The organism is Paenibacillus cookii (assembly GCF_018333375.1).
Classification (GTDB): Bacteria; Bacillota; Bacilli; order Paenibacillales; family Paenibacillaceae; genus Paenibacillus_AQ; species Paenibacillus_AQ cookii.
Window position 1 is genome coordinate 1 of record NZ_BORW01000044.1, and the last position, 15,624, is coordinate 15,624.

General features: G+C 54.4%; 11 protein-coding genes. 6 read left to right on the forward strand and 5 right to left on the reverse strand.

Annotated features, from left to right (window positions below; genetic code table 11):
* Positions 1-464: 464 nt before the first annotated feature.
* The 6 genes from KI367_RS24160 to KI367_RS24180 all read left to right on the forward strand — a co-directional run bounded on the left by KI367_RS24160 (position 465) and on the right by KI367_RS24180 (position 10,378).
* Positions 465-1,856, forward strand: a complete 1,392-nt coding sequence (locus tag KI367_RS24160) for an ABC transporter substrate-binding protein (RefSeq protein WP_212952558.1) — start codon at positions 465-467, stop codon at positions 1,854-1,856.
* Between the two features lie 42 nt (positions 1,857-1,898).
* Entirely contained in the window at positions 1,899-2,879 is a 981-nt protein-coding gene (locus KI367_RS24165; protein ID WP_052146795.1) for a carbohydrate ABC transporter permease, read from the forward strand.
* Positions 2,879-3,754, forward strand: a complete 876-nt coding sequence (locus tag KI367_RS24170; RefSeq protein WP_052146796.1) for a carbohydrate ABC transporter permease — start codon at positions 2,879-2,881, stop codon at positions 3,752-3,754. The genes KI367_RS24165 and KI367_RS24170 overlap by 1 nt, the downstream gene beginning before the upstream one ends.
* Before the next feature lie 17 nt (positions 3,755-3,771).
* A complete protein-coding gene (locus KI367_RS27340) occupies positions 3,772-5,877 on the forward strand; it encodes a hypothetical protein (protein ID WP_246537246.1) in 2,106 nt (701 codons plus the stop codon).
* A gap of 617 nt (positions 5,878-6,494) precedes the next feature.
* Positions 6,495-8,378, forward strand: coding sequence for a discoidin domain-containing protein (locus KI367_RS24175; protein WP_246537258.1), 1,884 nt, complete (start codon positions 6,495-6,497; stop codon positions 8,376-8,378).
* A gap of 26 nt (positions 8,379-8,404) precedes the next feature.
* Positions 8,405-10,378: a glycoside hydrolase family 127 protein gene (locus KI367_RS24180; protein ID WP_212952562.1), complete on the forward strand. Its 1,974-nt coding sequence runs from the start codon at positions 8,405-8,407 to the stop codon at positions 10,376-10,378.
* Positions 10,379-10,488: 110 nt separating this feature from the next.
* On the opposite strand, the gene KI367_RS27345 is transcribed toward KI367_RS24180, so the two are convergent.
* The 5 genes from KI367_RS27345 to KI367_RS24205 form a co-directional block, all read right to left on the reverse strand.
* Positions 10,489-10,665 (reverse strand): helix-turn-helix domain-containing protein, encoded by a 177-nt coding sequence (locus KI367_RS27345; RefSeq protein ID WP_246537248.1) that lies wholly within the window; start codon positions 10,663-10,665, stop codon positions 10,489-10,491.
* Positions 10,592-11,380, reverse strand: coding sequence for an AraC family transcriptional regulator (locus tag KI367_RS24190; RefSeq protein WP_246537250.1), 789 nt, complete (start codon positions 11,378-11,380; stop codon positions 10,592-10,594). Before KI367_RS24190 ends, KI367_RS27345 begins: the two co-directional genes overlap by 74 nt.
* A 167-nt stretch (positions 11,381-11,547) precedes the next feature.
* Positions 11,548-12,657, reverse strand: a complete 1,110-nt coding sequence (locus tag KI367_RS24195; protein ID WP_052146797.1) for a GerAB/ArcD/ProY family transporter — start codon at positions 12,655-12,657, stop codon at positions 11,548-11,550.
* 13 nt (positions 12,658-12,670) lie between these two features.
* The gene (locus tag KI367_RS24200) at positions 12,671-13,900 is read right to left on the reverse strand and encodes a Ger(x)C family spore germination protein (RefSeq protein ID WP_212952565.1); all 1,230 of its coding nucleotides are present in this window, start codon (positions 13,898-13,900) and stop codon (positions 12,671-12,673) included.
* Between the two features lie 30 nt (positions 13,901-13,930).
* Entirely contained in the window at positions 13,931-15,529 is a 1,599-nt protein-coding gene (locus KI367_RS24205) for a spore germination protein (protein WP_212952567.1), read from the reverse strand.
* Positions 15,530-15,624: the final 95 nt, after the last annotated feature.

Here is a 15,624-nt window from a genome sequence, read left to right on the forward strand (position 1 = left end):
GCGTTTTGTAGTGAAAATTCTGTTTTAATTTTGCTGATCGTTGTGGTAGACTTCACCTATAAGGTGCTCCTCTCTTTGGGTGTAGTGTTCCAAGTAAACACCATTCTACCAAAGATTCGGAGCCCTTTTCATATTTTCAAGAAGCGATACTTTCGAAATTCAGGATAAACTTTTTGTAGGATGGCATGATAACTGTAGAAGTTCAGCGTCAAAAGCCTGTTGGCAGCAACAGGTTTTTTTGTCGTCCGAAAACGCCCGCCTCCCTTTCGAACCTCTGGATTTTGGGATGGCCACCGGCGTTTACGGTGCCGGACAACAGGTTGAAATTTCTAAAATTGTGGTTGGAATCGAAGATTTTATATCCGGCAAAAACCGGTATAGTTATTAAATAAAGCGCTTACCAAGCGGTTGAGAGATTTGCAGAATGAACATCCAAAATCCAAACAAAACGGGGGGAGTAGGACATGAAATTTCGCAAACGATGGTTGGCTGTAACGTTAGCGGCGATGATGTTGGCCTTGGCCGGATGCGGCGGCAGCGCCGCAGGCACGGATGGGCAAGCGGCAAGCGGGGAGAGCGGAAGCGCCGAATCCAAAGGCGGTGACGTGACCCTGGAGCTGCTGTATTGGGGAGACGATGCGCAAAAACAACTGGTGGAAAAGACGATCGAGAAATATACCGCGGAAACGGGGGTCAAGGTCCATGCCCAGGTGCTGCCGGCGGACGGCACGTTCGATACGTTCATCCAGACGCGGCTGGAATCCGGCGAGCTGCCGGACATCAGCTACATGGGCGAAGGCGACATCCAGAAATATTACGAAATGGGCATTCTGGCGGATATCGGCGATCTGATCGATAACGGAACCATTCCGAAAAAGCTGGATGCCATCACGATCCATTCCCCGGACCAAAAGGTGATCGGCGTCGGGTTGTCCAACCAAATGGAGCTGCTTTTCTACAGCAAATCCAAATTCGACGCGGCAGGGATTCCTTATCCTCCGACCAAAGTCGAAGAGGCTTGGGATTGGGACACCTTCGTGAAATACGCAAAAGCCTTGACGACGGACACGAGCGGCAAAACGGCGGCCGATCCCGAATTTGACGCGGCCAAAACGGAAAATTACGGGCTGGGGTTCACCGCGGGCCGCGAGTTCCACCATTTCTGGGCGGCGAACGCCAACGGCGGAGGCGTCGTTTCTGCCGACGGCAAACAGTTTTTATGGGATTCGCAGGCATCCGTCGACGGCATTCAGATGCTGGCGGACCTGGTCAACAAGGACAAGGTGGCTTCAAGCTTTACCTATACATGGAATTCGGGCATCGGTTCGGCGGTCGACGCTTTGAGCGGCGGTTACGCGATGGCCATCAGCGGCTCCTGGGATCTGGCGAACATCAACGGAAACGAAGACATCGGGGTAGGCGTATTGCCGAAAATGAAACAGGCCGTCACGATGAACTGCGGCGCGCCGCTTGTCGTCTATAAATCTTCCAAGCATATCGAAGAAGCGAAAAAGTTTTACGCCTATATGGTGAATCCGGAAAACAGCCTGGAGCTGTTGAAATCCGGGGCATGGCTTCCGAACCAGGCGGATTGGTACACCGACGCCGCGCTGGTCGATAAGTGGACGGCCGATTTGCCTGTCAGCGCCAAGGAAACGATTTTGAGCTATTCCAACACGAAAGACGCTATCGTGCAATGGCCTGCTTATTACGTGCCCGCTTATCTGCGGATGAACACGGAATACGAAAAAGCAATCGACCAGGCGTTATCCGGCCAAAAAACGGTCAAGGAAGTGTACGCGTCCGTCATGCCGACGATCAAAAAGCTGTGGGAAAGCGGCAAGGTTTCGGAGTAGCCGGGAGTCATTCACATTCAGTACAGGAAAGGGCTATTGGATATGGAGATCAAACGCAACACCAGCCAAAACATCGTTCCGAAGCATTCGCGTCTCAAAGGGAGCGCCAAAGAGGCCGTCGCCGGTTATTTGTTTGCCGCTCCCGCGATCCTGGGGTTTCTTATCCTCACCTTGTACCCGATGCTGGCGAGCCTCGTGTACAGCTTCCACAAAATCACGATCGTCGGCGGTCATCAGGTCATGAAATGGATCGGGCTGGACAATTTCAAAACGATTTTTTACGGTCCCGGCTCGGAATTCGGCAAGTCCATGTCGGTAACGCTCATCTATTCGTTCATCAACGTGTTTCTGGTGATCGTGTTTTGCCTGGCGGTCGCGCTGCTGCTGAACCGGAAATTCGTTGGCCGAAATTTGCTGCGCGCCGTGTTTTTCCTGCCCTCGGTCATTCCGATGCTGGCGACGACCATCGTCTGGCAGATGCTGCTGCAGAATCAGGCCAAGGGCGGACTGGTCAACTGGCTGCTGCTGAAGCTCGGGGCGACGCCGGTCGATTTTTTGAACGATGCGACCAACATCTTCGGCACGTTGTTTCTGATGAGCTTATGGACCTGCGGCGGAACGATCGTCGTGTTTCTGGCGACGCTGCAGGACGTGCCGGGCGAGCTGCTCGAAGCGGTCGAAATGGACGGGGGCAATGCCTGGCATAAATTTGCCAAGGTCACGTATCCGACGATCAAACCGGTGGTGTTTTTCCAGCTCATCATGTGCATGATGACGTCGATCCAGATTTACACCCAAAGCGTGGTGCTGTCGCGGAACGGCGCGCCGGACCGGATGACTTACTTCATCAACGTTATGATCTACGACCATTCCTTCGTGCAAACGGGCATGCGCGGGCTCGCGTCGGCCGAGGCCTGGCTCGTCTTCCTCATTACAATGGTTATTACCGGTATCCTGTTTTATGTTCAGGGCGCGCTAAAGAGGGATAAATCGACGGTGCGAAACCGAAGGGGGAGAGCGTAATGGCAGCGACAGCGATTCATGGAGCGGGCATCCGCCGAACCAAAGCGCAAAAAAAGACGATTCACCGCCTGCTGGTTGTCCTCTCGGTTCTTCTCGGGCTTGCGATGGCGTTCCCGTTGTACTGGCTGCTGCGCGGTTCGTTCGTCAGCCATGCGGAAATATTGGCGCGTCCGCCGGTGTTTTTTCCTTCGGCATTCGGCATCGACAATTTCAGCCGGGCCATCGACCGGATCGATTTCTCCCGGCAGCTGTGGAATTCGGTTTCGATCGTCGTCCCTTACGTGGTGTTTAACGTGATCACGACCAGCTTCGCAGGTTATGCTTTCGCCAAACTGCGTTTCCCGCTGCGCGGTATGTGGTTTGCGCTCGTCATCAGCACGATGATGCTGCCGAGCGCGGTGACGCTGATTCCGCAATATTCCTTGTTTACGAGCCTCGGGCTCGCCGGCAAACCGGCTTTGATCATTCCGGCCATATTCTGTGCAGGGGGGAATGCCTATTTCGTCTTTTTGCTGCGGCAATTTTTCATGACCATTCCGGATGAGCTGCTGGAGGCGGCCAAAATCGACGGGGCCGGATATTTCCGCATTTATTTGAAGATCATGCTGCCTTTGATCCGCCCGGCATTGATCGTGGTGGCGCTGTTCAGCTTCATCAACAATTGGAACGACTTTTTCTACACCATGATTTATTTGAAAAAAGAAGCCGATTATACGCTGCCGATGGGGCTCTATATCGTCAACGGCATGCGGATTCCGAACTATGAGCAGGTGATGGCGCTTGCGCTCATCGTTACCGCGCCGTGCCTTGCGTTCTTTTTTATCGGCAACAAATATTTTGTTGAGGGGATTACGTTAACGGGAATCAAAGGATAAGGGAGGCATGGATACACGTGAAAACAGGCAAAACATGGCTTGGAAAAGGGGCGGCGGCCCTCATCAGCGTGGCGCTTGCGTCCGGCGGGGCAGCATCGGCCGCGTTGGCGAATTATACGACGGGATTCGAGGTGCCGGGCGCAGGGCATGATTTCGGAACGGCCACATGGGACAGCGGCAACAAATTTGCAAGCGAAGGCGTGGATTTCAGCAGCCAAACCGTGGGTCAAATGATGAAAACCATCGAAAATTTCGATTTTGAAGCGTTCAAAAAGGACCATCAGGATTTGCCCTGGCTTGATTCCCTGCTCGTCAACAAGGGCGTCATCCCGGACGACATCGACGATGAGGGCGGCGCCAACACGTTGTTCAGCCGCGGGAGCGCCTTGTTCATGAAAACCCAGGACAATACGAAGCTGGGATTTGCCGGGCAGGTGTATTACGCGGATACGCTCAACCAGGACGTGATGTATTCGGTCAGCTTGTCCACCGGCGACGTCCGCGAAGACAAAAACGCGAGAAAAAATTATCCGAGCCATGAGGATCAGACATATACGAGCGGAGCGCTGCAGGTACATCAAAAGAAATTCATCACCTATTACAACTCGGCGGTGACGCTGCTGGACTTTCATAATCCGACTTCGGGAGACGTCAAGCTGACGATCAAGGTCAAGTCTCCGTTTGCAGCCGTCGCGGAAGGGGACGAAATGGTCGGCAAACGCGTAGCTGCCCCGCTTATGATCGGCACCGACGGCAGCAAGTTCGTCAAGGCGATGTCCTATGTCGACGTCCGTCTCAGCGGGAACGGCATGAAACCGGGCGATCAAGGACTGGTGAAGGAAATCGTCGTCCCGGCCGGCGGCACCGCCTCGCAAAAAATTACGATGGGCTGGCTCGCCGACGAAATTCCGAAATCGAAGACGCAATACGAAGAATACAAAAAAATCGCCGGCAACGGCGCAGCCTTCGAACGTCAAGTAAAGGAATACAACCAGTGGTGGGCCGAGAACATCCCGTACATCGACATTCCCGACGAAAACGTAAAAAAGGTGCTTTATTACCGCTGGTGGTGCAACCGGTTCAACCTGCTGGAGGCCAACATCCCGGGGAACGACTGGCAGTTTCCGATGAACATGGAAGGGGTGCTGGGATACAATAACGGCATTACCGTCAGCGTCCCATGGGCGATGCAGGACCTCAAATGGCTGCGCAACCCGGTGTATGCCTACGGCACCTGGCTCGCGCAAGGGGAATATTCGGAAAACAAAAACTACAAAAACAACCCGGGCCGCCCGAACATCTGGACCTGGGACATGATGCAGAACACCTCCCAAGTGGGATGGGAAGCTTATAAAATCTACGGCGGCGGGAACAAGCTCCTGAAGAAGTTTGCCGATATTTCCGCGAATGACGTGACCGGAACGCTGGAGCACTTCAAGGGCACCGATCCGTACCTTGTCTATTATAATCATGCCCCGATTACGGGCAACGACGGGGATACGGTATCGATGCATTGGAACGGCGGCGGCAATTATGCCCGATTGGACGGCACTTCAACGACGTACGCCAACGCGGTTGCTGCGGCGGAAATGTACGACGAGCTCGGGGACAGCAGCGCGGCCAACAAGGAACGCTATCTTGCGGACAACATCCGCAGCCATATTTTGAGCGAGATGTGGTACGACGGCGCGGATTTTGACGGCGACGGGAAAGCGGACACGAAGGGAGAAGGCAGCTTCCTCCACAAAAAAATCGTAAACGGCGCCGATACCTTCGTCCCTTGGCGGGACAACAACATGTTCGTGTTTAATTTCGGCGTCGTGCCGACGGCGAAAGAGAACGGCTACCAGTCCAAATACTTGACCCAGCTGGCGGACTACGGCGATCCGCAATATTATCCTATTTTTCCGTTTTTCACGGCGGATCAGCACAGCATCATGAAACGCGTGCAGGCCTTCGTGGACGGGAAAACCGACGCTTACGGCACGGACCAATTCGCCTGGTGCAATTTCGGCAACTACATCAATACGATCCGGGCATCGCTTCGGTATTACCTGTGGACAACATCAACGCGGACACCTACAAAAATCTGTTCGACTGGGGCGCATGGCTGCATACGGTAGAACCGGGGAATACCGACCACCTGGACTCCAACGAGTTCTTTTGGCTGGAAAACTACTTCTTCGGCACGCAGTGGACCAAGGACAATCCGCCGAACCCGAGCGGGGACATGGTCAGATCATGGATTCACCACGATACGCTCGGCATGATGAATTACACGGTCATGGAGGATATGGCGGGAATTCAGCCGAGAACCGACGACAAAATCGAGCTGTGGCCGATCGGCATCGGTTACGACCATTTTGCGGTGGACAACGTGCGATACCATGACGCGAATCTGTCCATTGTATGGCAGGATCCGGCCAAATACCAAAACAATCCGTATTACAAAGGCATTCCGGCGGGTTTTTCGCTCTTTATCAACGGGGAGCGCGTGTTGACGACAAGCGAAATGTCCCACGTGATTTACGATACGAAAACGGGGAAAGCGGAGCTGCCGAAATCGGATATCGAAGGCGCGGCGGGCAATAACGCGAACACGCAGATCTGGTACGAGAAAAAGGGGGAAAAGGAACGCGTCGCCTCCGCGAAGGGCACGTCCCTTGCCGGCGAGCCGCGGGTCGTGGACCTGTTCAATAAAGCCGGGATCGATCTTCAGCATCAAGGCGAAAACCTGGCCATGGCTTCCGGAACGACGATTACGTCGACTTACGTGAGCCCCGATTCGGATATCAATCGTTTGGCCGACGGATCGACGATCGCCTCGACGGACCATGCGGGGAATACGGCGCTGCTCGGAGGAAGTCCGAATCCAAGCGACACGGTCACGTTCGATTTCGGGAAAAAGAAACCGGTCAACAACGTCAAAGTGTATTTCTACAACGACCGGCTCGAAGGGGGCTACGGCACGCCGCAGCAGTTCCTGCTCGAATATTTGGATGCGGACGGGAACGCGTGGAAGCCGGTTCAGGGCCAAACCCGCTATCCCGAAACGATCGCCTCCAACTATAACAACGTGGAGTTCGAAACGGTGAAAACGCAGGCCATTCGCCTCAGAGTAACGCATGCGCTCGATGCCAAGACGGGCATCAAGGAAGTGCAAATCTACGACAACAAGCTTAAAAACGTCGCCCCGGCGGTCAACCAGGCGCCGAAGGTGTACATTGGACAGACCGAACGGACGGCCGCGCAGGATGAAACCGTATCGATCCTGCCCGCCATATACGATGACGGATTGTCGGGCAAGGAGCTCAGCTATCGTTGGAGCAAAGCGTCAGGCAGCGGCAGCGTGGAAGAAATGCAGACGGATCGGGCCGAATTGAAGGCTGTTTTCCATGACGTCGGCGAGTATGTGTATACGTTAACCGTCAGCGACGGGGAAAAGGAAACGGCGGTCGACGTTCACATTACCGTTTCGGTTCCGACCCAGGATATCGTTGATATGATCCACGCCTACGCGCCAAGGGACAACGGAAAAATTGTCCGGAACAAGGATGATTTCACGCCGGAATCCTGGGATGCGCTGCAAACGGCTTTAACCGAAGCGAAGACATTACTTGCGGGCCAGAATTATACGCGGGAGCAGGTAGAGGCGGTTCGGGCGAAACTGAAGCAGGCGTCAGACGGGCTTCAAGTGAAAAACGTCGCGCTGCTCGCCAAGGCGACGACTTCCTACGTATCGCCGTGGGAATCCATTGCCGGCGTCAATGACGGATACATCCCTTATACGTCAGCAAGCATCGGCAAACCGGAGGATGAGGTGCAATACGGCAACTGGGCCGACCCGGCCGAGTCCCATTGGCTGCTGTATACCTGGGATCGGCCCGTGAAGCTGTCGCAAAGCTCGATCTACTTCTACGACGACGGCGGCGGCGTCAAGGTTCCGGCCGATTATTCCTTGGAGTATTGGGACCAAGCGTCGAACGAATTCAAACCGGTGACCGGATTGTCCGGAAAAGCAATGAACAAGGACCGTTTTAACGACGTCTCCTTCGATGAAATCACGACGACGAAACTCCGCCTCCATTTGATAAGGCAGTCCGGAGCTTGGACCGGCGTGAAGGAGTGGCGGGTGCTCGGTCCGGAGGCGGTTGCCGGAAATCCGGGCAACGGCTCGAACAAGCCGGTTTTGAGCATTGATCCCGTGGAAGTCGAAACCGTCATCGGCGTCGCTCCGCAGCTTCCGGCCACCGTCAACGTCACGTTTGCGGACCAAACGAAAGGCACCAAACCGGTCACCTGGAACGAGGTTCCGTATAACGAACTGACGACGGCGCATTCCTTCGTCGTCCTCGGACGCGTGGAAGGGACCGAACAATCGGCCAGCTGCCGGATTACCGTCACGTACGACAAGACGGAGCTGAAATCCTTGATCGGCCAGGCGCGAGACATGCTCGACCACCAAGAGCAATACGAGGCAACGCCGGAGCAATGGAAAGCATTGAAGGACGCCCTCGCAGCGGCTCAAACCGCAGCTGACGACAAATCGGCGACCGAAGGAGATATAAAGGCAGCTGCAGAGCGCCTGAAGACAGCCTTGGATACCTTTAACATTCAAAAATAGTTTTTACGACTTGGGAGGAACTTCTTATGCATCAGTCCGAAACGACGGAAACGGCGCGGAATGCGCGTCTATCCAATTACAAAATCGAAGATCCGTTTTGGAGCTATTACATCGATCTGGTCCGGAACGTGGTCGTGCCCTACCAATGGGAAGCGCTGAACGACCGCGTGAACAGCGCCGAGCCAAGCGGGGCGGTCGCCAACTTCAAAATCGCGGCCGGTCTCATGGAAGGCGAATTCTACGGCATGGTTTTCCAGGACAGCGATGTGGCCAAATGGCTGGAAGCCGCTGCATACTTGCTGGAAACAAGGCCGGATCCGGAGTTGGAGCAGCTTGCGGACGGCATGATCGACATCATCGCGCTCGCGCAGCAGGAAGACGGGTACGTGAATACTTATTTTACGCTGAAAGAGCCGGGGGCCAGATGGACCAATCTCGCCGAATGCCACGAGCTGTATTGCGCGGGACACCTGATCGAAGCCGGCGTGGCGTATTACCGGGCCACGGGAAAACGGAAGCTGCTGGACGTCGTGATCCGGTTCGCGGATTATATCGACAGCGTGTTCGGGACGGAGCCGGGCAAGCTGCGCGGTTATGACGGCCATCAGGAGATCGAGCTGGCGCTCGTCAAGCTTTACGAAGCGACCGGAAATTTACGATATTTGGACTTAAGCGCCTATTTTCTGAATGAACGCGGGCAAAAGCCGAGCTTTTTCGCACAGCAGCTGCATGAACGCGGGGGACGAACGCATTTTCCGGGGCTGAACATGGCGACGGACCTGGAATACAACCAAAGCCATCTCCCCGTCCGCGAGCAGGACCGTGCGGTCGGGCATGCCGTGCGGCTTGTTTATATGCTCGCCGGCATGGCCGACGTGGCCGCAAGGAAAAACGACCAAGAGATGCTGGATGCATGCCTGCGGCTATGGGACAACATCGTATCCCGTCAAATGTACATTACCGGGGGCATCGGATCGATGGTACACGGCGAAGCGTTTTCCTACGACTACGACTTGCCGAACGATACCGTTTATGCCGAAACCTGCGCTTCGATCGGCCTGATCTTTGTCGCTCGCCGCATGCTGCAGATCAAGCAAGACGCGCAGTTTGCCGACGTCATGGAACGGGCGCTTTACAACACGGTGATCGCAGGGATGTCGCGGGACGGAAAACATTTTTTCTACGTCAATCCGCTTGAAGTGAACCCGAAATCCTGCGGCGGCAAAAACAAAAATTACGACCACGTGAAGCCCGTCCGCCAGGAATGGTTCGGCTGCGCCTGCTGTCCGCCGAATATCGCCCGCCTGCTCTCTTCGTTAGGCAGTTACATTTATTCGGTGCAGGGCGATACGATTTATCACCATTTATATATCGGGGGCGAAGCCAAACTAAAGGTGAACGGCACAAACGTCATGCTGAAGCAAGAGACCCGGTATCCTTGGCAAGGCGACATCAAAATCGAAGTGACTCCGGAAAAAACGCAGCACTTCGCGGTGGCGCTCCGTATTCCGCACTGGTGCGGCGGAAATGCATCGGTTCGCGTGAACGGTCAGGCGATTCCGGCGGACAGCCTTGAGGTCGTCAACGGATACGCCGTCATCAAGCGCGAGTGGAGGCCTTCGGACGTCATCGCGTTGTCTTTGGAAATGCCGGTCATGAGGGTTCACAGCCACCCTGCGGTCCAAGCGAATGCAGGCAGGGTCGCCATCCAGCGGGGACCTTTGGTGTACTGCCTGGAAGAGGCGGATAACGGGAAGCATTTGCATCAGCTGGTGCTTCCGAAAGAGGCCGGTCTCAGCTTGCTGGAAGAAGAGCTGCTTGGCGGCATGGTCGCAATTGAAGCCGATGCCCTTCGCTTGAACGAAGAGACTTGGGACGGAGCGCTCTACAGCGAACGAGAATTGCCGGATTATCGTCCCGTCAAGGCCAAATTCATTCCGTATTATGCGTGGGCCAACCGCGGCGAGGGCGAAATGAGGGTGTGGGTGAGGGAACAATAACGGATGGAAGCGGTATGGCAGGCGAAGCAGCCGGCCATGCCGCTTTTTTCATCGTTTATCCGGGCACCGCACAGTAACCTGAATCGGGATGGCAGCCCTCAATGCAAGGGTCAACCATGCGTAATGAATTTTCGCCTGAATTCGGAAGGGGAGATCCCTTCCCTGCGGGCAAAGTTCGCCGAAAAATACGAAACCGACTGATAACCGGTCTCTTCAGCGATTTTCGCAACCGTCCAGGAAGTCTGAAGCAGCAGCTTTTTCGCTTGCTCGATCCGGTAGTGCTGCAAAATACTCCATCGGCGTCATGCCGTACACCTTCAGCATATTTTTGGCCAAGTAGTTGGGATGGTAATTAAAGGCTTCGCGCAAGGACGAATTGCTGACTTGTTCTTTGTAATGCTTGCGGATGTACCACTCGATCTTGTCGGCGATTTGGATCGCGGTCGCATCGGAGAGCGACGTCAGGTCCCGGTCCAGATGCTGCAGCAGCAATTGAAAGGTGGATTGGCGCTTCCAGTTGCGCAAAGACTTGGGTTCCTGGTCCAGCTGGAAAAACTGCTCGATGTCCTCCAGCGCTTTCTCCGATATTTTGGAATACTTCGGGATAAAAATGGAGTTCACGTCGCAATGGTTCAGGTAGGCGTTTTTCTTATGATTTTCAATGAGTCCGGATTGTCCGGCCAGACAGTCGTCCATGCAGCTTCCTTCCTGCCAGCTGCCGAAGGTTTGAAAATGAATCCACGTAATTACCGTCTCTTCGGTGCACGGGGCAAGTCCGTAGTGGCGGCCGTCCGGCCTTAATACGAGAATGTCCCCTTTCCGCACCACCCATTCGTTTCCGTCTTCCCCGACGGACAGGGCTCCCTTCATGCCGACGATGAGATCAAAGACGCCGATGCCGCTGCGGCTGATATGTTTTTCCCCGGCGTTGAACTGGGCTTTGCCGCAATCGATAAAGTATGGGATCGGCGGAGAAATAAAGTGAAAGATTGGCGTTTCCATATGGGCTCCTTCTATCGTGGTTACAAGGTATGCATGGGATGTAAACGCTTGCTTCACATCTTTTCCATTATATTATAATGGGCGAAGACGGAAAGGAAGAGGAAAGCTTTTTCGGAAGCATGGCAGGCATTCGGTTGAGGGGAAAAGGGAAAGGGCGGAATACCGGCTTATGACGGTTGTTTCGCCCGTTTCTTTTTTTTATCGTTCCATGACTTGCAGAAGATGATCGCCGCAAGCAGCGCGGGGATACAAATTTGAAAGACGGGGAAATGGTATTTCAAGTTTTGGGCAAAGCCGATCCAAACGTGATAAATAAAATTCGGGGCCAAAAAGCTCATGCCGTAGATCGCGGCCCCGACGACGACCGTCAGCTTGAAGCGGCTGATCCGGACGAGATGGGCGAGGCCCAGCACGGCCCCCAAATAAAACGCCGTCATTTTCACGAAAATGCCGATGTAAATGAGGAGAATGATCACGGGGTCGAGCCGTTCGAGAAAATTGGCGATTTGGATCAGACGGACGGACCGCAATAACGGAAACGTCGTAATGGACGTAATCGAGGGATCCAGAATCGCCAGGTTCAGAACGTTAAACAGCAGCAGGAGGACCCCGACGAACAGATACGAATAAACGGATACCCGGACCATTTTCCGTTTTTCGTTCAAATGGCTCCAAAACATCAAAAAGACGACGATCTGGCCGAACGGAAAACTGATGACTTCCGGAATCGCCTGTTCCAGGATCGGGAGCAGTCCGTGTTCCATGACCTGCAGGAGACGGTCCAGGTGGATGATGTTCGAGCCGATGATCAAACAGAACAGCGCGGCATATCCAAAGATCGTAAACGGAAACATAAATTCGGCGACGCGAAAAAAGACTTCCACCCCTTTTGAAATCGCATAGCCGGACAGCAATACCATCACGAGCATGAGCAAAGACAGCGGCGTGTTGGGGAGAAAGGAAATGTTGATGATGTCTCCGAACTCCCTCGTGTTGCGCATCGACTCGTAAGCGAAATAAACGACGTAGCAGACCGATAAAACCGTTCCGACAAGTTTTCCGAGATGGGCATTCAAAATTTGGAAAAAATCCATGCCGGCATGATTGCGCTGGATGTACAAATACAAGGCCAGCAGCAGCAATCCGGCAACCAACCCGGCCACCATGACGATCCACGCGTCCTGCTTGACGCCGATCCCCAATTCGTACAAAGGAGTACTGCCGATCATAAACAAGATGGTCATCGAAATCAGCTGATATTTATCGATTTTTTCCACGGATTGCACCCCCTCAAGGTCTCTTATTTTGTTCAAGCAAGGTTGAATACGGTTTGTTGATCATATCCGTATGCTCAATGTTCACGCGAATTTGGGGACGAATCGTGATCTCATCGAGCGGGTGCTTGGATTGGGCGAGCTTTTTCCATGCGTCCGGATGCTCCCGATGAATGACGTCCAGAAATCCGGGCGCATCGGTTTCGATCGTCCGGAGACGGTTCCAGGTGGAGACGACCTCGCCGTTGATTACCTTGGCGATGATCCGCTGCTGTTCGGCGATGACCCGCGGATTGCTTAGGTCCATTTTGCAGCCGGTCTCGTCGAGGACCCCCCTCGCGTTGATCTGTACCTTCATCGTGACTTTGCCGCCCTGAATCTCCGAAGACAGCTTCGTTGACGATTTGAGCACCCGGAAACTCGATAAGGAGTCCCGTTCGCCTCCTTTGGCGCTGCAAGGATATACGATGATCAGGTTTTTGACGCGATTCGATAGCCAGGCCACGCCCCTGCTTTCCTCGCCGTTTAACCATCCGACCAATTTATCTCTCCTGAATACGCCAAGCTCGCCCAATTTGATGACCGCTTCGTTCCGAGGGGATTTTAAGGCATCCAGGGACGATTGTCCTTTGAGGTTGCCCGATACCTGAAGCTCCGGCACCATGGCGCTTGCGTTCGGGTCGGCGACCCTGGCGGCAAAGTCGATCAGCTTGATGTTTTGCACCTGGGACAAATTCCTTTGGCTTTGGTCGATGACCCGTTTGACCGCGTTGCCCGAAATTTTCTCGAGCGGGATCAGCACTTCGAGCAAATCCGACGCTTTTCCTTTCGTCAGGAGGATCGACATCGTTTCCCGGCTTTCGAACGGGCGAAGGAAAAAATCGAGGATTTGGCCGACGCCCTCTTCCCTGGCAACCTTCTCGCTCAGGATGAGGATGGAGTTATGGGCAAAGAAGAGCATCCGCGACGTTTCCAGGCTGGCATTTTGCATCGCTTCCCGGATCGTTCTCCCGTTGGTGGAAAATATGGTGGTCGGCGACTGGCTGCCGGCGCCCCCGCCTCCGGTTTGCGTGGCAATGGCCTGCGGAATGATGACCTGAAAGGTAACGACCCAATGATCCCGTTCCCGGTCGATGGACGTGGCAGAAATGATGCTCAGCGAGTTTAATTCCTTGCTGTCCCAGCATCCCGTGACGAACAAAGGGACGATGAGCAGCAGCAGGATCAGGAAGGGCCAGCGGTTCATGCTTCTTTACACCTCTTTTTTCAGTCGGCGTTAGTTTTTGTTTTTGGGCGGCGAAGGTTTTTGAAACTTTTTTTCCCGCTTCGGGTTTTTCTTTCCGATCAGGGTTGGCCGCCGCAGCATCGCCCACCATGGAACGCGGACAAAAGCGTCCTTTTGGTCGGCGGGAATAAAAGGCGCCAAGGGCAAAAGGTACGGGATGCCGAAGGAGCGCAGCCCGCACAGATGGATCAGCAGGGCGATCAGGCCGGCCATAATGCCGAACAGCCCCAGGGTCCCGGCCAAAATCATGAAGCCGAAACGCAGGATTCTGGCCGAGTTCGAAATGCTTACGGAAGGCGCGACAAAACCTGCGATCGCCGTAAAGGCGACGATGATCACCATCGCGGCAGACACCAATCCGGCCTGAACGGCCGCCTGGCCCAACACCAAGGCCCCGACGATCGATATCGCCGAGCCGATGGCCCGGGGCATGCGAACCCCGGCTTCCCGCAAAACGTCAAACGTGATTTCCATGGCCAGCGCTTCGACGAACGCAGGAAAAGGAACCCCTTCGCGCTGCGCAGCCAGGCTGACAAGCAAAGTGGTCGGCAGGATCTGCTGATGAAAAGTCGTAATCGCAATATAAAGCGAGGGAAGCAGCATGGAGACCACAAAAGAGATGACGCGCAGCAAGCGCAAAAAAGTGGCGATATCGAATTTCTGGTAATAGTCTTCGCTGGATTGAAACAGCTTGAAGATCGTTACGGGAGCCAGCAAAACGAAGGGGCTCCCATCGACCAAAATGGCGACCTTCCCTTCCAAAAGCGCCCCCGCGATCGCGTCCGGACGTTCCGTGTTCGTCATCGTCGGAAACGGGGAGAAAGCTTCGTCCTGAATAAATTCCTCGATATAGCCGCTCTCCAGGATGCTGTCCGTATCGATGCGGTCCAAGCGCTGCAAAATTTCCTGCACCACTTTGTCGTTGGCAATGCCGCGCAAATACATGACGGCTACTTCGGTTTGCGAGATCCGGCCGATTTTGCGGCTCTCGATCCACAAGTCGGGATTTCTGATTTTGCGGCGGATGAGCGCGGTATTGGTCCGAAGATTTTCCGTAAAGCCTTCCCTGGGCCCCCGAATGACCGTTTCGGACTGCGGTTCGTTGACCCCGCGCTGTTCGCCGCCGGCGGTGCTCGCCGAGATGCCGAGAGTAGCCCCGCTGACCAATATGGCCGTATTGCCCGCCAGTACGGCCGATAGCACCTCGTCCAAACTGTGAACATCCTTCACGTTGCTGATCGAGAGGAACCGGTTTTTGATCATGCCGAGCACCTCGGACGGTGCCGCCAAATGATGGGGATCGATAAAGTCTTTTGCCGTGAGCGACGGCATGACGGAGCTGTTCATGACCTGTTCATTGACGAGCCCTTCGATATAAATCACCGCAATGCGGAGTTCTTTGCCGAACATGCTGTCAATCAGGCGAATGATCAAATCGGAGCTTCCGCCCGTGCGCTCCTTGATGATCCGCAAATCGTCGTCCAGATTTCCGGTAAGTTTCGTTTCGGCCGCCTGGCTTTCGGTTGAACGTTGAGTACAGGCTTCGGGCTGCGGGTTCCCGGATTGTTTATTTTTTGTAAAAGGCCTCATGTGTGCATCCTCACCCTCGGGATTTGATCGCTTGATTCCATGATTTCCTTTTTGCCTGCATTTAAACTTTGGGCAAGGACGGGCGCATATAAAAA